This window comes from Mesorhizobium sp. NZP2234, assembly GCF_013170765.1.
GTDB classification, from domain to species: domain Bacteria; phylum Pseudomonadota; class Alphaproteobacteria; order Rhizobiales; family Rhizobiaceae; genus Mesorhizobium; species Mesorhizobium loti_D.
This window is the reverse complement of the sequence record NZ_CP033364.1, coordinates 4,962,180-4,981,082: the sequence shown is the minus strand read 5'-3', so window position 1 is coordinate 4,981,082 and position 18,903 is coordinate 4,962,180. Positions and strand designations below refer to the sequence as shown.

Annotated in this window: 20 protein-coding genes; 11 read left to right on the top strand and 9 right to left on the bottom strand. The window is 63.0% G+C overall.

Going from position 1 to position 18,903, the window contains the following annotated elements; translation table 11 throughout:
• Positions 1-47: 47 nt before the first annotated feature.
• A complete protein-coding gene (locus tag EB230_RS24715; RefSeq protein ID WP_172374121.1) occupies positions 48-482 on the bottom strand; it encodes an NUDIX hydrolase in 435 nt (144 codons plus the stop codon).
• A 127-nt stretch (positions 483-609) separates the two neighbouring features.
• On the opposite strand from EB230_RS24715, the gene EB230_RS24710 reads away from it, so the two are divergent.
• Positions 610-1,371 carry an SOS response-associated peptidase gene (locus EB230_RS24710; RefSeq protein ID WP_172374120.1) on the top strand — a complete coding sequence of 254 codons (762 nt, stop codon included), beginning with the start codon at positions 610-612 and terminating at the stop codon, positions 1,369-1,371.
• A 78-nt stretch (positions 1,372-1,449) separates the two neighbouring features.
• Here EB230_RS24710 and EB230_RS24705 read toward each other — a convergent pair whose 3' ends face one another.
• Positions 1,450-1,605: a hypothetical protein gene (locus tag EB230_RS24705; protein ID WP_140768494.1), complete on the bottom strand. Its 156-nt coding sequence runs from the start codon at positions 1,603-1,605 to the stop codon at positions 1,450-1,452.
• Between the two features lie 109 nt (positions 1,606-1,714).
• A complete protein-coding gene (locus tag EB230_RS24700; protein WP_172370965.1) occupies positions 1,715-1,855 on the bottom strand; it encodes a hypothetical protein in 141 nt (46 codons plus the stop codon).
• Between the two features lie 166 nt (positions 1,856-2,021).
• Between EB230_RS24700 and cysS the strand changes: the two genes are divergently transcribed.
• The 7 genes from cysS (at position 2,022) to rarD (ending at position 8,376) form a co-directional block, all read left to right on the top strand.
• The gene (cysS, locus tag EB230_RS24695) at positions 2,022-3,455 is read left to right on the top strand and encodes a cysteine--tRNA ligase (protein WP_056563369.1); all 1,434 of its coding nucleotides are present in this window, start codon (positions 2,022-2,024) and stop codon (positions 3,453-3,455) included.
• Positions 3,452-3,838: a VOC family protein gene (locus EB230_RS24690; RefSeq protein WP_056563367.1), complete on the top strand. Its 387-nt coding sequence runs from the start codon at positions 3,452-3,454 to the stop codon at positions 3,836-3,838. The genes cysS and EB230_RS24690 overlap by 4 nt, the downstream gene beginning before the upstream one ends.
• Before the next feature lie 6 nt (positions 3,839-3,844).
• The gene (locus tag EB230_RS24685; RefSeq protein WP_056563364.1) at positions 3,845-4,336 is read left to right on the top strand and encodes a GFA family protein; all 492 of its coding nucleotides are present in this window, start codon (positions 3,845-3,847) and stop codon (positions 4,334-4,336) included.
• Positions 4,333-4,809: a GFA family protein gene (locus EB230_RS24680; RefSeq protein WP_081294778.1), complete on the top strand. Its 477-nt coding sequence runs from the start codon at positions 4,333-4,335 to the stop codon at positions 4,807-4,809. The genes EB230_RS24685 and EB230_RS24680 overlap by 4 nt, the downstream gene beginning before the upstream one ends.
• On the top strand, positions 4,806-5,756 hold the full coding sequence (pip, locus tag EB230_RS24675; RefSeq protein WP_056563358.1) for a prolyl aminopeptidase: 951 nt from the start codon (positions 4,806-4,808) through the stop codon (positions 5,754-5,756). Before EB230_RS24680 ends, pip begins: the two co-directional genes overlap by 4 nt.
• Positions 5,753-7,375: a citramalate synthase gene (gene cimA, locus EB230_RS24670; RefSeq protein WP_171883320.1), complete on the top strand. Its 1,623-nt coding sequence runs from the start codon at positions 5,753-5,755 to the stop codon at positions 7,373-7,375. The genes pip and cimA overlap by 4 nt, the downstream gene beginning before the upstream one ends.
• 83 nt (positions 7,376-7,458) lie before the next feature.
• Positions 7,459-8,376, top strand: a complete 918-nt coding sequence (rarD, locus tag EB230_RS24665) for an EamA family transporter RarD (RefSeq protein ID WP_172374119.1) — start codon at positions 7,459-7,461, stop codon at positions 8,374-8,376.
• A gap of 29 nt (positions 8,377-8,405) precedes the next feature.
• Here rarD and EB230_RS24660 read toward each other — a convergent pair whose 3' ends face one another.
• The 4 genes from EB230_RS24660 to EB230_RS24645 form a co-directional block, all read right to left on the bottom strand.
• The gene (locus tag EB230_RS24660; RefSeq protein WP_172374118.1) at positions 8,406-9,404 is read right to left on the bottom strand and encodes a transporter; all 999 of its coding nucleotides are present in this window, start codon (positions 9,402-9,404) and stop codon (positions 8,406-8,408) included.
• Positions 9,405-9,557: 153 nt separating this feature from the next.
• Positions 9,558-12,266 carry a class I SAM-dependent methyltransferase gene (locus EB230_RS24655; RefSeq protein WP_172374117.1) on the bottom strand — a complete coding sequence of 903 codons (2,709 nt, stop codon included), beginning with the start codon at positions 12,264-12,266 and terminating at the stop codon, positions 9,558-9,560.
• A 54-nt stretch (positions 12,267-12,320) separates the two neighbouring features.
• On the bottom strand, positions 12,321-13,397 hold the full coding sequence (locus tag EB230_RS24650) for a glycosyltransferase (RefSeq protein WP_172374116.1): 1,077 nt from the start codon (positions 13,395-13,397) through the stop codon (positions 12,321-12,323).
• A 132-nt stretch (positions 13,398-13,529) separates the two neighbouring features.
• On the bottom strand, positions 13,530-13,820 hold the full coding sequence (locus tag EB230_RS24645; protein WP_172374115.1) for a muconolactone Delta-isomerase family protein: 291 nt from the start codon (positions 13,818-13,820) through the stop codon (positions 13,530-13,532).
• Between the two features lie 110 nt (positions 13,821-13,930).
• Here EB230_RS24645 and EB230_RS24640 point away from each other — a divergent pair, with 110 nt between their 5' ends.
• Positions 13,931-14,815: a LysR substrate-binding domain-containing protein gene (locus tag EB230_RS24640; RefSeq protein WP_056563336.1), complete on the top strand. Its 885-nt coding sequence runs from the start codon at positions 13,931-13,933 to the stop codon at positions 14,813-14,815.
• A 36-nt stretch (positions 14,816-14,851) separates the two neighbouring features.
• Here the strand turns inward: EB230_RS24640 and EB230_RS24635 are convergent, their stop codons facing one another.
• Entirely contained in the window at positions 14,852-15,463 is a 612-nt protein-coding gene (locus EB230_RS24635; RefSeq protein WP_056563334.1) for a TIGR00730 family Rossman fold protein, read from the bottom strand.
• Between the two features lie 143 nt (positions 15,464-15,606).
• Between EB230_RS24635 and EB230_RS24630 the strand changes: the two genes are divergently transcribed.
• The gene (locus EB230_RS24630; RefSeq protein WP_172374114.1) at positions 15,607-17,064 is read left to right on the top strand and encodes a LysM peptidoglycan-binding domain-containing protein; all 1,458 of its coding nucleotides are present in this window, start codon (positions 15,607-15,609) and stop codon (positions 17,062-17,064) included.
• A 13-nt stretch (positions 17,065-17,077) separates the two neighbouring features.
• On the opposite strand, the gene EB230_RS24625 is transcribed toward EB230_RS24630, so the two are convergent.
• The gene (locus EB230_RS24625; protein ID WP_056563328.1) at positions 17,078-17,875 is read right to left on the bottom strand and encodes an NAD(P)H-dependent oxidoreductase; all 798 of its coding nucleotides are present in this window, start codon (positions 17,873-17,875) and stop codon (positions 17,078-17,080) included.
• Positions 17,876-17,968: 93 nt separating this feature from the next.
• On the opposite strand from EB230_RS24625, the gene EB230_RS24620 reads away from it, so the two are divergent.
• Positions 17,969-18,901 (top strand): LysR family transcriptional regulator, encoded by a 933-nt coding sequence (locus EB230_RS24620; RefSeq protein WP_172374113.1) that lies wholly within the window; start codon positions 17,969-17,971, stop codon positions 18,899-18,901.
• Positions 18,902-18,903: the final 2 nt, after the last annotated feature.

Here is an 18,903-nt window from a genome sequence, read left to right as displayed (position 1 = left end):
AACAATTTGTCGCCTGCAAGGCGTTTCCGGCGCGGCCGTTGAGGAATTCAGCGGCTGTCACGGGAACCAGCAGGTCGGCCAAGCAGATCTTCCGCGACCGCGAACACCGAACCGGCAAGCGGCAGCGCCGCCATCTCGCGGAGCGTGTAGAAGGCGGCTGTCTCGGCATCGTCGCTGGCCACGGCCTCGCCCCCGGCATAGGCGGCGCCGAAGACCGTGAGTCGGTAATCGACAGGGTGGGAATCGACCCTGCCGTCGATATGGATTTCCCGAAGCGGGCGGAAACCGGTGGCACGCAGACCGGTCTCTTCCAGCAGTTCGCGCTTCGCGGCATCCTCCAGCGTCTCGCCGGCCTCGACCTTGCCGCCTGGAAAGGCATAGAGTCCCTGTGAGGGCTGCCGGGCACGCTTGACCAGCAGCACGGTATCGCCACGCACCACGGCTACCGAGACGGCCGGCAGTATCTTTCGTATGTCGTTCATGGCTCTCAATCGTTCGGCCGCCGCGGCCCGCTGTGGACGGTTGGCGTCTGGCAGCTTTAGCGGTTGCAGTGCGGCAGTTCCATCGCCACTTTCTTGCGCAACCATTTCAGAGCAGGAGCAATCGATCATGTGCGGACGTTTTGCCTTGACGGCCACGCCGGATCAAACCGCTGCCTTTCTGGGCTTGGCCGAACTGGAAGATTTCCCGGCGCGCTACAACATCGCGCCGACCCAGCCGGTGCTGATGGCGACCGCTGGTGCGCCGCGCTCACCGGGCTCCAATTTGCCGGACCGGCAACCGATGCTGGTGCGATGGGGGCTCATCCCGGCCTGGGTGAAGGACACCAGGGAGTTTCCGCTGCTGTTCAACGCGCGCTCGGAAGGCGCGATCGAAAAGGCCTCGTTCAAGGCTGCCATGCGCCATCGCCGCGCACTGGTGCCGGCGTCGGGCTTCTACGAATGGCGGCAGGCCGGGGGCAAGAAGGGGCAGCCCTATTGGATCCGGCCCAGGCATGGCGGGCTGATCGCCTTTGCCGGGCTGATCGAGACCTATGCGGAGCCAGGCGGCTCGGAGATGGATACCGGCGCAATCCTGACGGTAACCGCCAATGCCGACATCGCCCATATCCACGATCGGATGCCGGTGGTCATCGATCCCGGGGACTTCGCTCGCTGGCTGGATTGCCGCACGCAGGAACCGCGCGATGTCGCCGACCTGTTGCGGCCGGCGCAACTTGATTTCTTCGAAGCGATTCCAGTCTCCGACCTCGTCAATAAGGTCGCCAACACCGGACCGGAGATTCAAGCAAGAGGGGAGATCGGCCCGGAGCCCGAGAAGGCCAGACGCCAGAAGCCTGGCACCGACGACAGTCAGATGACGCTGTTCTAGCGAAGCCTGTCGAAGGCCTTATTCCAGGGTGCTTGTTCGCACCCTCATCGCCGGCGATCGCGCCGGCGGAACATCATCTCAGGCGGCGCGCGGCGATACGATCTTCTGCGCCGGCTTCTTCTTCTTCGCGGTATGAAGAAGTGCCGCGACGATCGCGGCCGGGCCGATTGCGCGATAGTGGCTGGCCAGCGCCGGTTGCTTGGCGCGGTTGGCTTCCTGCTTGCTTCGAGGCATGTTCTCTTCCCTGGTAACGTTTTCGTGTCTGCGTTTGATGGCTGATTCCGACCAAATCGTGACGCTTGGTGAACTAGCCGGCGAATGTTTCATGACTGTGCCGACATGTTTAATAAAATGTTTCACTGGCTGATTCCGCGTGATCGAGCGACGGTTTTGCCTGTCCTGGCGACGTTTTTCCCGGGATCAGCGACTTGACGGCAACACTGGCCAAGGCGATAAAGCCGCCCATGAAAACGTCTTTCGCCATTTGTGGCATTTGCATTATTGGCTAGCCTCGCGCTGGTCCGGACGTTTTCGCCTCATCTCTCCCCAGATTGGACAAACGCCCCGGCCAGCAGGCTGGAGCCTGATTTGCGCCTCGGCGCAAGGCTGGCTCCATGCAAACAAGAAGTTCTGAACCGGGAAGGCATGGAATGTCTGACGCATCGAAGGGCCTGCACCTCTACAACACGCTGACGCGCACAAAGACGGATTTCGTTCCGATCGATGCGCTGAACGTGCGCATGTATGTCTGTGGCCCCACCGTCTACGACTTCGCCCATATCGGAAATGCCAGGCCGGTCATCGTCTTCGACGTGCTGTTCCGCCTGCTGCGCCATCTCTATGGACAAGCCCACGTCACCTATGTGCGCAACATCACCGACGTCGACGACAAGATCAACGCGCGTGCGTTGCGCGATTTCGGCAGCGAGATATCCACCGGAAAGCTGTCGCTCAACGAAGCGATCCGGCGGGTGACGGAAAAGACCGCCGACCAGTTCCACAGGGATGTCGCCACGCTCGGCTGCCTCGAGCCTACGGTCGAGCCGCGCGCCACCGAATTCGTCGAGCCGCGGGCCGACGGCAAGGCCGACATGATCACCTTGATTCAAAACCTGATCCAACGCGGCCATGCCTATGTCGCGGCTGGCGAAGTTCTCTTCGACACGGCGTCGATGCCGGACTATGGGCAATTGTCGAAGCGCAATCTCGACGAGCAGCAGGCCGGCGCTCGCGTCGCCGTCGATGCGCATAAGAAGAACCCGCAAGATTTCGTGCTGTGGAAGCTGTCATCGCCGGAAGAGCCGGGTTGGGAGAGCCCATGGGGCAGGGGCCGGCCGGGCTGGCACATCGAATGCTCCGCCATGTCCGCGGCCTATCTCGGCGAGGTTTTCGACATCCATGGCGGCGGCCTCGACCTGATCTTCCCGCATCATGAGAACGAGATCGCCCAGTCGCGCTGCGCCCACGGCACATCGGTCATGGCCAATGTCTGGATGCACAATGGCTTCCTGCAGGTCGAGGGGCAGAAGATGTCCAAGAGCCTCGGCAATTTCTACTCGATCCATGAACTGCTGGAGACCGAGACCTTCGGCGGGCGCAGCTGGCCGGGCGAGGTTCTGCGGCTGGCGATGCTGATGACGCACTACCGCGAGCCGATCGACTTCTCCGTGCGCAAGCTGGAGGAGGCGGAGAACACGCTGCGCAAGTGGAAACGCGCGGCGGACCTGGCGCCGGCCGTCGGGCAACTGCCGGCAAAGGTCGTGGAGGCCCTCTCCGATGACTTGGCCACCTATGCCGCCTTCCAGGTTTTGACGCAGTTGGCCGGTGAGGCAGCCGACGGCAATGAAGCCGCCGCCGCACTGAAGGCGTCGCTGCTGTTTCTTGGCTTCGATGTCGGCTCCGAACACGTGGATGGGGACAAGATCGCCAAGGCAATCGCCAATCGCCTCGCCCTCATCGCGGCGAAGAACTGGGCCGAGGCCGACCGCATCCGCGATGACCTTTTGGCGCAAGGCGTGCAGTTGAAGGACGGCAAGGATCCGGCGACCGGCGCACGCATCACGACCTGGGAGGTGAAAAGATGATCGACCATCTCGGTATCAACGTTGCCGATTTCGACACTTCGAAGGCTTTCTACGACAAGGCGATGGCACCGCTTGGCGCTTCGCTGATCCACATGGTGCCGCTGGAATACACCGGCGGTGCCAAGATCGGCGGCTATGGCCGCGATCGCCCTGTGTTCTGGCTGCAGGCCGCCAAGGACAAGCCCAAGGCCCATCAGCACGTCGCCTTCACCGCGCGCAGCCGTGCCGAGGTCGACGCCTTCCACGCCGCGGCCCTTGCCGCCGGCGGGAAGGACAATGGCGGGCCGGGGCTGCGCCCACATTATCACCCGAACTACTACGGTGCCTTCGTCTTCGATCCCGACGGCAACAACGTCGAGGCTGTCTGCCATGATCCGGAGTGAGACGCGATGAGCCTCGACAATCGGCCGGTCTACACAGGCGGCTGCCAATGCGGCGCGGTGCGCTTCCGCGTCGAAGGCGCGCTTGGCGACGCCTCGATCTGCCACTGCCGCATGTGCCAGAAGGCGAGCGGCAATTTCTACCTGCCGCTGGTCTCGGTGCGCGGCGCCAAGGTCGACTGGACACGCGGCGAGCCCAAGCGTTTCCGTTCCTCCAATGCCGCCTGGCGCGGCTTCTGCGCCGAATGCGGCACGCCGCTGACCTTCGAGGCGCCCGACGGTCTTGCGCTGGCGATAGCCGCCTTCGACGATCCGGCCGATATCGCACCGACCATCCAATGGGGCACCGAAGCGAAACTGCCTTACGTCGATACCATTCCGCAATTGCCGGGTGAGGACACGATGGCGGACATGGGGTCGGCTCCCTATCTCGCCGAGCTTGTCTCCTACCAGCACCCCGATCACGACACCGAACAATGGCCGCCGGAGGAAAGACCATGACCGAGATCGTCCGAACCGGCGGCTGCCAGTGCGGCGCCGTGCGCTTCCGCATCAGGGGAGCGCTCGGGCGTCCGTCAATCTGCCATTGCCGCATGTGCCAGAAGCAGTTTGGCTCGTTCTTCGGCGCGCTGGTTACCGTGCCCCGGGATGGCGTCGAATGGACCCATGAGGAACCGAGCTATTTCCAGTCGTCGATCAACATCGATCGCGGGTTCTGCGCCCGCTGCGGCACGCCGTTGACCTACCGCCAGCCCGGCGGGCTCGAGATCGCCATCGGCGCCTTCGACGACCGCTCGGATCTGGCGCCGCAAATCCAGGTCAACCATGCGGCCCGGTTGCCCTGGGTGGAAAAGATCTTCCAGGCGCCGGTCCACGACGATCCCGACTACTACGCCAGGCAGGAGCAGATCATCTCCTTCCAGCATCCCGACCACGAAACCGCCAACTGGCCGCAACAGGGCTTGAAATTATGAGCTTGCGCACACTCTATCCGGAAATCGAACCGTTCGACTCAGGCATGCTCGATGTCGGCGACGGCCACACGGTCTATTGGGAGCGTTCCGGCACCAAGGGTGCCAAGCCGGCCGTGTTCCTGCACGGCGGACCGGGCGGCACCATCTCGCCAAAACACCGGCGGCTGTTCGATCCAAAACTCTACGACGTCATCCTGTTCGATCAGCGTGGCTGCGGAAAATCGACGCCGAACGCCTCGCTGGAGGCCAATACGACCTGGCACCTCGTCGCCGACATCGAACGCCTGCGCGAAATGGCCGGCTTCGACACATGGCTGGTGTTCGGTGGTTCCTGGGGCTCGACGCTGGCGCTCGCCTACGCCGAGACACACCCTGACCGCGTCAGCGAGCTGGTGGTGCGTGGCATCTACACGCTGACCCGCGCGGAGCTCGAATGGTATTATCAGTTCGGTGTCTCCGAGATGTTTCCCGACAAGTGGGAACGTTTCCTGGCGCCGATCCCGCAGGCCGAGCGCGGCGATATGATGGCGGCCTACCGCAAGCGCCTGGTCGGCGCGGACCGTGAGGCGCAGATAGAGGCTGCTCGCGCCTGGAGCCTATGGGAAGGCGAGACGATCACGCTGCTGCCGGAGCCTGAAACCAGTGGTCCGTTTGGGCAGGACGACTATGCCGTCGCATTTGCCCGTATCGAGAACCACTATTTCGTCCATGCCGGCTGGCTGCAGGAAGGGCAGCTTCTGCGCGATGCGCACAAGCTCAAGGACATTCCCGGCACCATTGTCCATGGCCGCTATGACATGCCGTGTCCGGCGCGCTATGCCTGGGCGCTGCACAAGGCCTGGCCAAAGGCCGATTTCCACCTGATCGAAGGCGCCGGCCACGCCTATTCCGAGCCCGGCATCCTCGACCGGTTGATCCGCGCGACGGACAAATTTGCAGGCAAATGACCATGACCCGCGACCGCCTCTATCTCTTCGACACCACATTGCGCGATGGCCAGCAGACGCCGGGCATCGATTTTTCGGTCGAGGACAAGATCGCGATTGCAAAACTGCTCGACGACTTCGGCATGGATTATGTCGAGGGCGGCTATCCCGGCGCGAATCCAACCGACACCACCTTCTTCCTGAAGAAGCGCACGGCCAAAGCGAAATTCGTCGCCTTTGGCATGACCAAGCGGGCAGGGGTCTCCGCCTCGAACGATCCCGGGCTGGCGGCGCTCGTGCGGTCGAAATCGGACGCCATCTGCTTCGTCGCCAAGAGTTGGGATTATCATGTCCGTGTGGCGCTTGGCTGCACAAACGAGGAGAACCTGGAGTCGATCGAGACGTCGGTCGAGGCATCAGTCGCCGCCGGCAAGGAAGCGATGGTCGACTGCGAGCATTTCTTCGATGGCTTCAAGGCCAATCCGGACTATGCGCTGGCCTGCGCGAAAACGGCGTACGATGCCGGCGCGCGCTGGGTGGTGCTGTGCGATACCAACGGCGGCACGCAGCCCTCGGAAGTGCGCACCATCGTCGCCAAGGTCATCGCATCGGGCATTGCCGGCGATCATCTGGGTATCCACGCCCATGACGACACGGGCCAGGCGGTTGCGAATTCCCTGGCCGCCGTCGAGGCCGGTGTGCGCCAGATCCAGGGCACGCTGAATGGCATTGGCGAGCGCTGCGGCAATGCCAACCTGATCTCGATCGTGCCGACATTGGCGCTGAAGCCGGCATTCGCCGATCGTTTCGAGACGGGTATTTCGGCCGAAGCGCTGACCGGCATCTCGCGCCTGTCGCGCGCATTCGATGAACTCTTGAACCGCGCCCCGGAAGCGCAAGCGCCCTATGTCGGCGCCTCGGCCTTCGCCACCAAGGCCGGCATTCATGCCTCGGCGCTGGCCAAGGAACCGGCGACCTATGAGCATGTGCCGCCGGAATCCGTCGGCAACCGCCGGCGCGTCATGGTCTCCGACCAGGGCGGCAAGGCCAATTTCCTCGCCGAACTGAAGCGGCGCGGCATCGAGGTGCCCAGGGACGACCATCGGCTCGATGCGCTGATATCGGTCGTCAAGGAGCGCGAGGCCGAAGGCTATGCCTATGAGGGCGCCGACGCCTCCTTCGAGCTGCTCGCCCGCAAGATGCTGCACGGCCTGCCGGAATTCTTCAATGTCACCTCGTTCCGCTGCATGGTCGAGCGGCGTTTCGATGCCAACGGCCAGTTGAAGACCGTGTCTGAAGCGATCGTGAAAGTGCTGGTCGACGGTGAGGAGAAGATGTCGGTGGCCGAGGGGCACGGACCGGTCAACGCGCTCGACATTGCGCTGCGCAAGGATCTCGGAAAATACCAGAGCGAGATCGTCGACCTCGAACTGGCCGACTTCAAGGTGCGTATCCTCAATGGCGGCACCGAGGCGATCACCCGCGTGTTGATCGAATCGCATGACGGCACCGGCGCGCGCTGGTGGACGGTCGGAGTTTCCGAAAACATCATCGACGCTTCATTCCAGGCGCTGATGGATTCGATCATCTACAAGCTGATGAAGAATCGTGAGATGGCTGGCGTGGTTGCCGCCGAATAGGGTTGACCCATCAGCGAAAGTCCATTGATCCATCAGAACTTTGTGATGGTCTTGCCAAGGTTACTGGGCCATAGCGTTGGCCCATGGCCACTGAAGCAATTGCCCTCGACGCGGATTCAAAAGCCCGCCGCGGCTTCCTGCTGGCGTTGGGCGCGTATCTCCTGTGGGGGTTGCTGCCTTTCTACATGAAGGCGGTGGCGCATCTGCCGCTTGCCGAGGTGATCGCCCACCGCATCGTCTGGTCCGTGCCGATCGCCGCGGCGGTCCTGGTCTGGGCCGGCCGCACGGCGGACTTCAAGGCGGCAATTCGCTCTCCCCGCACCATCGCCATGGCGGCGCTGACGGCGGCGCTGATTTCGGTCAACTGGGGCATCTATGTCTGGGCGATCGCCGTCGATCGCACCGTCGAGACCGCGCTTGGCTATTACATCAACCCGCTGGTCAACGTTGTCGTCGGTGCATTGCTGCTTGGCGAACGACTCGACAAATTGCAGATCGCGGCGGTGGCGCTTGCGGCGATCGCCGTGGCGGTGCTGACAATCGAGGGCGGCAAGCTACCTTGGGTATCGCTGGCGCTGGCCTTCTCCTTCGCCGCCTACGGCTTCTTCCGCAAGACACTGCCGATCGGGCCAAGCCAGGGCTTTCTGCTCGAAGTGCTTTTGCTGTCGGTGCCCGCTCTGTTCTATATCGTCTACCTGATCGCGACCGGACAGGATCATGTCGTGTCCAGCAACGGCACCGATACGGCATTGCTGATCGGCTGCGGCCCGGTCACATCGGTGCCGCTGCTTCTGTTTGCGTTCGGCGCCAAGCTTTTGCGCCTCTCCACCATCGGCATTATGCAATATATCGCGCCGACCATGGTGTTCCTGATCGCGGTCCTGATTTTCGATGAGCCGTTCGGCACCACCCAGGCCGTTGCCTTTGCCCTGATCTGGACGGCCTTGGCGATCTATTCCTGGTCGATGCTGATGACGGCCCGCCGGGCTGCTGCCCGATAGCTTGGGCAGGATGTTGCCGATGGTTGCCGCTACAGCCCCCGGCCAAGCCGTCTGACGAACAGATAGGTGGCCGCGGCGATGGCCATTGACACCGCCGTCACCACCCAGAAGCCCAATGGCGTGTCGACAAGCGGCAGTCCGCCGACATTCATGCCGAACAGGCCGGAGATAATGGTCATCGGCAGCAGCACGGCCGTCATGACAGAGAGAACATAGAGCAACTGGTTCGACTGCATGGTCAGCTTGGCCATCAGCTCGTCCTGCAGAAGCCGCGTGCGCGCCTGCAATTGCTCGCCGTCATGGTAGAGCGTCTGCGCCCGGTGCGAGAGCCGGGCCGCCATGTCGTTGATCGAATCCGGCAATTCGTCGCGATGCGAATGGTCGAGATGCCGGAACAGGCTGGTCAGCGTTGCCATCTGCCGGTGGATGACCACCAACTGCCGGCGCGCCTCGACCAGCGCTTGCCGTTCATTGTGCCATGCGTCGCGCACGACGCGGTCCTCGATGCCATCGAGCGTGTCGCCGAGCTTGCCGAGTTCGATCGCCATGCCATCAAGCGACTGGCCCATGACCGCCTCGATCAGGTCCGACGGCGAGCGGAATTTCCGCGATCCGCTTTCCACCACCTTGCGCACGGCGTCGACCGACTCCAGCGGCTGCTTGCGGGCGCCGATCAGCATCGTGTCGTTGAAGGCGAAGCGGAAATGAACGAGCCCGCGCGCCTCCGAAAAATCGTGCTTGAGGTCCGGCAGATCGCCGTAGAGCCAGCCATCCTCATAGTCGATGTGGCAGCCATGGCTGGGGGCGAGGAAGGCATCGCGTGCCGGGGCCGGCAGAGCCTTCTCGGCGCCGATTTCCTGGCGAGCGTGGAGATCGGTGATCTGGTAACTGCGCCATGTCCATCGCGCCTGCGCGGGATCCTTCGTTCGGGAGCCTTCCGCCGTGAAATGATAGCTGAAGAACAGCCCGTGCTCATCGGGGAGATAAGGCGAGAGGTCGGTGCCTTCCGGAGCGAGGGCGATGTCCATGGGCAGTGCCAGATACAGGTTTCGAGCGCAGCGCCGCGTTAGCGGCACCTCACCGCGATTTCTAGCATGCGCGAACCTGGTTCCGTGTGACGCTTTCTTGACAGCAGATCACAGTGTGTCGAGCAGGGAGAGGCCTCAATGCATCACTTGCAGTCATTTTTGACGCTTGGATGGACTGCGCATCCATCGCAACGGGGTCGTCAATCGTCGCCAACTCGACGATGCCAAAAGTACGGCGCGCTTGGAAACGAAACGGTTTCGATCGTGCGCCAATGCGTTCCGTTCGAGGCCGAGCTCTTGATAGGCGCGGCTGATTGCGTCGCGTTCGCCGCGTAGATGGTCTGCCTCCGCGGCCACGGCGGCGCCCACGACATCGCATGCGTCATCGAATTTCGCTCGCATCAGGTCCAGCTCGTCGCGCAATTCCTGGCTGTCGCCTTCGTCTGCCATGGTACATAGAATGTCGTAGGCGGCGCGGACCAGCGGTGTCACATCCCGATGGCTCCGCAATTCCACGATTGTTGCCCGTTCATGATGCAGGTCCGCTGTCAGGAAACGCCCTATCTCCATCTCCGCCTGGTCGGAAGGTATTGGCCAGGTGATGGCGGTCATCTCCGCCGCAACGTCGACATGATGTCGCCAGTCGATCAGGAAGCGTTCGTGGCGAATGAAACAACGTGGCATGTGTCGCGAATGAAATTCCGCATCGAGCACGTGCCTGAGCCAGAGCAAAAGGGATTTTGCCAGGGGCAACCCATCCCGCCGCTCCAGCGAGCAAGCGACCTCGAGAGGGTTGCGGAGCGGAAGCAGGGCCACCGGGTCGATCTCCATCTCGGCAAGGATCGATGACATGAACGGAACGAACCGGCAGATCCTGGGATCCTTGATGAAAAACAGCGGTTGATCGCCAAACTCGCTTGCAAGGATCGCCTTGATCTTGTGGCGGTGACGCTCCGCCGCAGGCGATTGCAGCCATTGCGGATCAAGCGGCCGCCAGTCATGCCACGAGGACGCCGCCGCCGCTAGCAGCTCATTATTAGCGGAATTGAGCGGGGCGCTTTCCCAGTACCCCCTGGGATTGTTGCCGTCCGCGCGCAATGGCTTTTTGGGAGGGGCTGATCCCAACGCGGCGATGGTGCCGGCAAGCATCGAGGTTCCGCTGCGGTGCATTCCAAGCACGAGGATCGCTTTTCTCCGGGAGTGGCGCGCGCGGCCCGGTATCGACGCGGCCGGACGCGGGGCTTCCCGCAAGGGTAACCGGGCTTCAAGCCATTCGCGTATTCCCGCAGGCAACGCCAGCGTTCCGTCCAGGATAGGGTTCGCTGCAGCGGAACCCTCGTTGAACAATCCATGATAGTGAATATGAACCAGCCGGGCCGGGTCTGGCGCCGTGGCGGGATTGAAGTCGTGAAGCGGAAAATTATGGGTCGCCGGTAAAAGCCGCACGGAATGGTTTCCGGCAACGGCTGCCAGTGAGAAGGCGGCCTGGCTTGTGCCCCAGAAGGCCGTGGCATCTCCCTGCAAAATGCCGGTCCCGGTGTTGTAGACTGGCTCGGCGCCGGCCCATGGTTTCATATTGGCGTCCACCAACCTTCTGAAAATGTCCTCGGTGCGCTGAAAGAGGCCACTCGCCCTTTTTGCGGCGATGAGCCCGCCATTGTAGCTGGCGCGAACAGCCAGGCCGTTCACGCTCGTGCGCACGATGGGCAGGTGTTCGTAGTCGACACCGGCAAGGGCGCATAGCTGTCTCCAGTAGGGGTGGAACGGGTCACTAGGGCCTGTGGTGCACATCCCCTTGCTGTCCACCGGGCGGGCGGCGGCGGAGCACGTGCCCAACGAGAAGTCGGGCTCCGCGATGAATATCGCATCGCTGTCAAGCTGGATGATGACCGGCGGTCCGGCCCGTCTTTCGGCGTAAGCGAGGGAATGTATCCGGTATGAGGGGCCGTATTGCGGACAGCAGCTGTCGATCTCGATGGGCAGATAGTCCACGCCCAGTTGCTGGAGCCGATCTATCGTCGACGGCGAGGGACGGCGGCTGCTTCTGGGTGAAACCACCGTTATCGGGGATTGCGAATAAGAGCCGGCGAAACACCTTATGCTTTCGCATAGCAGCAGGGCCTGGGCCTCGAGAATGCCAGCTTCGGCAATCAGCACGAACTCGACGTCGTTTTCGGCTTGGGGTCTGTCGACGGGTTCTTCGCACGGCAAAGGAGATGGCCGAGTGGAAACTGCCGGGCGCTCATTCCCGCCGACGCCGATCTTCTGGATGATGATTTGTTCTCCCCGGTACAACTCGCGGTATTGGCCGGCATGCACCGACAGGAAATTGTCGATCCCGAGTTTTGGACGCTCGACCTCGTTGGCAAAGAACGTCCATTCGTAATCGTCGAAAATGACGATCCCGCCATCCTCTACCATCGGCCAGCATAGCACCGCATCCGACTGGACGTCGGCACTGTGATGGCTGCCATCAACATAGACGAGGTCGAAACGCCGCTCGTCGGTGATCAGGCGGGCCAATGCCTGGGACGAGGGGCTTTTGATCTTCTCGACCCGTTCGTCGAACGCGGCGAGATTCTTGTCGAAGCGTTGCTCGACATGCGCAAGCTGGTCGCTCCACTTCCGCCGCTGGGTGTGTTCAGGACTGCCACCGAATGTATCGATGCATGTGAGCCGGCACTTGCCGAAATAGTTGAGAAAGAAGAGCGCGGAACGGCCCTCCCAGGAGCCGATCTCCAAGACATCGAGGGGCTCGTCGCGGCGCGACCGGAGCAGTGTGGCCCATAGGGGAAAGAAGCCCGAAGTCCAGTCGGTCGAAAGGCTCTTGCCGGCAAACCACGCAGAATAGTCAGGGTCCATAATTTTCACTCTTTACGGCGGAGATGGCACTTTCGGTTTCCAGAAGCGGTCCAGTCATCCGCCTGTTTTGGGCAGCCACGCCTTGAGCCTGATCGCCAGCCGTTTTGTCGCCGCACCCGTTGCGGCGCGCCAGTCGAGCGGCCAGCACAGATGGCAGACGCGCAGCTTCCCCGTGAGGCCCGGCGGCGGGTTGGCGAGCATGCGCGCGATGATGCCATGGGTCAGCTGCCTTGCAGCAACCGCATCCTCCGTGCGCCTGAAAGGCCGCGACGCTGCAAGGAAGGCCTTGAGTACGCCAAGCAACTTGCTGTAGGCGGCGGCGCGTCGGTCGACGGCGATCACTTGCCCGCGGATGAACCGGGTGAGATCCTGGGCGAAAGCGTCGTCATAGAGGTCATAGGTCAAGCCAAGGCGAGTCCATGATGCCTGGCGGATCGGATGCGTGCGATTGCGGGCATTCGCTGCATTTGTCGCGGTCAGCCCGAGTGCGTTCAGCCGGTAGCGCGTCAGCGGTTCGGCAAGATTTCGCGCCCGGCACAAAGGCAGCATGTCGAACCACAGATAATGGTCCTGCGAAACCAGTTCATCGATCCTGTAGCGTCCGGCGGCCTCGAAGCAACCCCGGCGGTAGGCGATCGTCGAATGGTAGAAGGGATTGTGGAACAGGATCGTCCAGCGAATCTCCAGATCCGTCTCGGGCATGCGTTGCGCACCCACGACGCGGTCAGCTTCGTCGATCAGCGTCACCGCGTGTCCAACGAGGCCAAGCTCGCTGTCCTCGTCCAGCGCCGCGACCAGTCGTCCGACATGCGTCGGCTCGGCGACATCATCCGCGTCGAGGCGGAGGATGATTTCGCCTCGGGCGGCCTCGATGCCGCGGTTGGCGGCGGCGGCGGTACCGAGATTGGTTGGATTGATGACCAGCCGGATGCGCGGATCGCGACGTGCCAGCTCCTGGAAGACCGCGTCCTGGCCGGTCCCGTCATCGACGATAATGAGTTCGAGATCGTCGAATTCCTGGGTCAGGATGCTGTTGACCGCGGCATCGAGAAAGCGCTGGTCCGTATAGACGGTCATGACGACGGAAGCGCGTGGAGCGCGCTCCGCATCGCCGCCTCTTCTGTGCGCCACCGTCAACTCCCCTTTGCCCATCTTCCCGATAACCAATCAGGAGACTCGCCGCAAATGGAAATCGCCGGAGCGTCCCGGAACGCTAAATTGCCGCTCGACCGGTGGCTGTCGGAGAGCGCCGTCCGATGCGATTCACCGCTTCGGCCCAAATCCCGGATAGGGATTGAGCGGCACGATCGCGGCGATCTCCATCATGCCGGCCTTAATCAGCGGCAAGGTAGCGAGATGGCCGCGCACTTCGGCATCGTCGGATGCCTCGAACATCATGCCGCTGCCGGGAATGTCGCCCCGGTTCCAGACCTGGCGCACCGCGCCTTCGGCGTAGAGCGTGCGCCTTTGCTTGGCCTCGCTCGGCAGAAGCGGCGCAAAGTCGGCGTCGCTGAACTTTGCGGTGTTACGGGTGAGAAGGGTAAAGAACTGCATTTCGGTCTCCTTTGGTGGGATGGCCGACCATCGCCTCTGGCTGGTCAGACTGTCCAAGACTGATTAGGCTAAAGTTGAGACCTGATGAGACTAGGTATTTTGGAGAAAAAGTGTTCGACCTGCGCCAGATCCGGTATTTCGTCACCGTTGCCGAGACCGGCAATGTCGGCCGCGCCGCCGAACTGCTGCATATCTCGCAATCGCCACTCAGCCGGCAGATCATGCAGCTCGAGGAGCAACTGGGCTTTGCTCTGTTCGAAAGGGCAAAGCAGCGGATCCATCTCAATGCTGAAGGTCGCGCCTTTCTCGCCGAGGCCAAGGCGCTTCTCGCCGGCGCGAAGAGGCTGGAGATGTTCGGCCGTGACCTCGCGACCGGCGCGACCGGCCGCCTTGCCATCGGCTATGTCGAGGGCGCGGTGCATGCCGGGCTGGTCGCCGGCATGCTCAGGCAATTTCGACGAGAGCGGCCGCAATTACATCTCAGTTTGATGAGCCTGCGCTCTGCCGCGCAGTTGGAGGGGCTGCGCCAGCGCACGCTCGATCTCGGCCTGGTTTATTCCCCGCCGTCGGCCGACTATCCCGAAATTGCCGCGATGCTGGTCCGCCGCGAGCCGTTGGTGCTGGCGATACCCGAGGGCGATGCGCTCACGGCTGTGGCCGACATCCGCCCGCATCATCTCGATGGACACACCTGGATCACCGTGGTGCGCCAGCCCGCCGATACCAACCGCGGCCAGTTCCTGGCCGCCTGCATCGAAGCTGGCTTCGTGCCCGACATCGCTTACGAGACGGCCGATCCCTTGACCTCGCTCGGCCTCGTCAGCGCCGGACTGGGCCTGGCGACGGTGCAGGAGAGCCTGCGAAGCGTCGCGCCGCCGGGGATCGTTTTCCGCGACCTTCCCTGGTTCAAGCGCAGCGTGGCCATCCATCTCGCCTGGCGGCGGCAGGATGAGCGTGCGGTGATTGGAGATTTGCGGCGGGCAGTAGGGCGGTAGGGCGGTAGGTGCCGTCTTCCCTACTGCCCAATTCCCTTACATCTTGTCTATCACCGACTGCACGCCCTCGGTCGGGGCGTCGACGGAGGAGCCTGCCACCATGATGGCTGCGACGATGGCCTCGGGATCGTCGACGACCAGCGGCTTGACCCGTTGTGCGGTGTGAATAAAGCCTTCCGCCGCCATGTGATCAAGCAACGCCGTCATCGGGTCCCAGAATCCGTTGACATTGCCGAAGACGATCGGCTTGCGGTGATGGCCGAGTTGCGCCCAGGTCATGATCTCGACGATCTCCTCGACTGTGCCGATGCCGCCAGGCAGCGCCACAAAGGCGTCGGATTTCTCGAACATCTTGTGTTTGCGCTCGTGCATGTTGTCGGTGATCAGCAATTCGTCGAGCCGGTCAAGTGCGGTTTCGGTCGCTTCCCTGTTGATCAGGAAGCGGGGAATAATGCCCGTGACCTTGCCGCCGGCCTTGAGCGCGCCGTCGGCGACGGCGCCCATAATGCCTTTGGTGCCGCCGCCATAGATCAGCCGCAGGCCCGCTCTGGCAATTGAACGCCCAAGCAGGTGTCCGGCCTTCGCATAGACTTCATCGCGGCCCGGAGACGAGCCGCAATAGACGCAGACGGATCGAATCGTATTCATACGGATGATTGGTGATTGGGTCTGAAAGCGCGGTCAAGCCCCAAGGGTTGACAAGCCCGGGCTTTTTCTTGCCGGCCCGTTTTTCTTGTCGACATTGGGAAAACACGCTAGACCGGCATTAGGTGGCTAAGGGGTAGGGAAATATGGCAATTAATCCATTGAAGGCGTTCCTGTTCGCGGCGGGTGGGACCGTCGCGGCCGCGGGAACCGCCTATGTATCGGGCGCACTCGACCCGTATCTTCATCCAGCCGCCCCGGCGCAGGTCGCGGCCCTCACGCCTCCCGAGGCGCCGAAACCGGCTGATCCCGGCACGGAAGGACGACTGCCCGCGCCGGCGGTGCCGGCCGCTCCCGCCGCGGCGCCACAGACAGCGGCTCCAGCCGCGCCTGCAACGGAGGCCACGCCCCCAGCCGCGCCCGCTGCCAATGCGGCGGCGCCCGTTACGCCGGCAGCGGCCGGCCCGATCACGCCGACTTTCGATGTCGTGCGCGTCGAGAGCGATGGTTCGATCGTCGTTGCCGGCAATGCGGCACCAAATTCAAAGGTCGAGATCCTGAACGGCACGAGCGTGATTGGCTCGACCTTGGCGGGTCCGGATGGCGCCTTTGTCATCGTGCTCGACGATCCGCTGAAGCCCGGCGACTATACGATTGCACTGCATTCGACGGTCGGCACGGTTGTGACTGCCTCGGCGCAGACCGCCGTGGTCTCTGTTCCGGCCAACGCGGCCGGTCAGGTGCTGGCCATGGTCGAGGAGCCGGGCAAGCCGGCCGAACTGCTGACAGTTCCGGCACCCGAGACCAAACCAGCCGCGCCTGCTGGAGATCAGGCAGCCGCTCCCGCTGCTCCGCCACCAGCCGCACCCGCACCAGCCGTCGCGGAGGCAACACCGCCCGCCGCGGCGGTGGGCGAACCCAAGATCGTCGTCGAGGCGGTGGAGATAGACGGCAACAAGATCTTTGTCGCCGGCCTCGCCGATCCGGGCCGCAAGGTGCGCGCCTATGCCAACGACATCCTGCTCGGTGACGCGCAGACATCGCCGGATGGTCATTTCCTCGTCGAGGCAACGCGCGACATTCCAGTCGGCAGCTACACCATTCATGTCGACGGCCTCGATGCCGATGGCGTGAAGGTTGTGGCTCGCGCCGCCGTGCCGTTCGAGCGCGAGCCGGGCGAAACGGTCGCCGCCGTGGCGCCCGCCGGAACCAAGCCAGCCGAGAGCAAGCCGGCCGCGCCGGCCGCCGCGGAAACTCCTGCCGCTCCGGCTCCAGTTGCGCCCGCCACCGAGGCTCCGGCCGTCGTGGCGGAAGCCACGCCGCCAAGCGACGTGCCGGAGGTCGTATCGCCCAAGCTCGAACATGCCGACGGCGCCGTCGTCATCCGCCGCCACGATACGCTGTGGCGGATTTCACGACGCGTCTATGGCCACGGCGTGCGCTATTCCACCATCTACCTCGCCAACCAGGACCAGATCAGGAATCCTGACCGCATCTGGCCCGGACAGGTGTTCAAGGTCCCGGGAAAGTCCAAGGAAGGCGAAGCCGCCGACCTCAAGGCGATGGGCGAGCAAGCGACCACGGCTCCGCCAAAGACGCAGTAGAAGCCCACATCGATCAACTGGCATTGCCCACGCGGTTGGAGTGAAGCGCAAAACCGGTTGCTCCCGGATCGCCCAGATCAGGGCGGAGATTCATGCTCGGGATGAGATAATCTCCGCCATTTTGCCGACGGTAAGGGATGGGCGGTATCGTCGCCAGTGTCCGCATCCTGTCACGCAGGCGTTCGGCCACGGGTTCGAAGCCCGCCTCTTCGAGACGATCGACCTTGTAGACCACGAATGGCGGAAGAACGTCGTATCCAGGGTAGTAAAGGATCCCGTGATTGATCGGGAACAGCAGGTCATCGATGGGGCCGTTGATCCCGCGCGGCGTATAGTGCTCCTCCCAGCCTCCGGCGGTCACGATCAGCATCGCGCGTTTTCCGACAAGGGTACCCTCGCCATAGCGATCTCCCCAGCGCCGATCGCTATGCTCACCGACGCCATAGGCGAATCCGTAGGCGAACACACGGTCGACCCAGCCCTTGAGGATCGCCGGCATGGCGAACCACCAAAGCGGGAACTGCAGGATCAAGGTGTCGGCCCACAGGAGCTTCTCGATCTCGGCCTTTACATCCGCGGTCAGCGTGTTGGCCTCGAAACCCTTCTTGGAAGCCGCGACCGGGATGAGCCGCGCATCGGGTTCCAGTGATGGGAAGTCGGCGCGGTCGACTTCGGACTTCCAGCCATCGGCGTACAGGTCCGACACGCGCACCTCATGCCCTTGAGCCTCGAGTTCCTTGACGGCGACGTCGCGAAGGGCGCCGCTCAGCGAGCGGGATTCAGGATGAGCGAAGACAAGCAGCACTTTCATGGGTCAGATCCAATATTGAGGAAACTGACGGGAAGGTAGCCAATGGCCGTTCAATCCACTATATGCAGGTAATGCATAAAATTATGCCGAATAATGGATAGGTCGGACATTACATTCGAGCGCATGCGCACCTTCATTCGCGTGGCCGAGCGTGGCAGCCTGTCGGCGGTCGCGCGCGAATTTGGTGTCGGCCAGTCAACCATCACGCGGCATGTGCGGGAGCTCGAGGAAGCTGTCGGCGTGCCTTTGCTCAGTAGGACGACCCGGCGTGTCACGATGACCGCCGAAGGCAGCCGCTATTATGCCAACAGCGTTCAGATCCTGCGTCTTGTCGAACAGGCCAGCGATGAGGCCCGAGGCACGCGTGGCGCGCCCGCCGGCACGATCCGGATAAGCTGTACGGCGGCTTTCGGTGTCCTGCACGTCAGCCGGCTGATCTTCGCTTTTCAGGACCGTCATCCCGACATCGGAGTTGATCTCAGCCTCACGGACGAGCGAGTGGATCTCGTCCGCGAGGGCGTCGACATCGCGCTTCGGCTGGGGCCGCTCACGGACAGTTCTTTGAAGCTGCGGGCCCTCGGCCAGTCGCGGCGTCTGCTCGTGGCATCTCCGGATTACCTGGCGGCGCGGGGACGACCGGCCGTTCCTTCGGATCTGTCTCGGCATGAGGGCATCCGGATGTCGAACGTGGCCGGCAGCGAAACGCTTGCGTTGCAGGGCGCGGGCGGCGAACGCCACACCGTGCCTTTTGCGGGGCGACTGCGGATCGATCACGGGCTTGCCGCGCGGCAGGCCATGGTCGCTGGTCGAGGCATCGCGCCGGCGCATCGATGGCTTGTGGACGATCTTCTGGCGGCGGGCCTCCTCGAGACGATCCTGACGGATTATTCGCTGCCGTCCGTCCCATTGAACATGTTGATTGTCCCGGAGCGCGCGGGCGTCGCAAGGGTCCGCTTGCTGGTCGAGTTCCTGGCTGAACAGATTGCCGCCATTCCAGGGATCGAGAAATCCATCTCGGGGCATTAGCG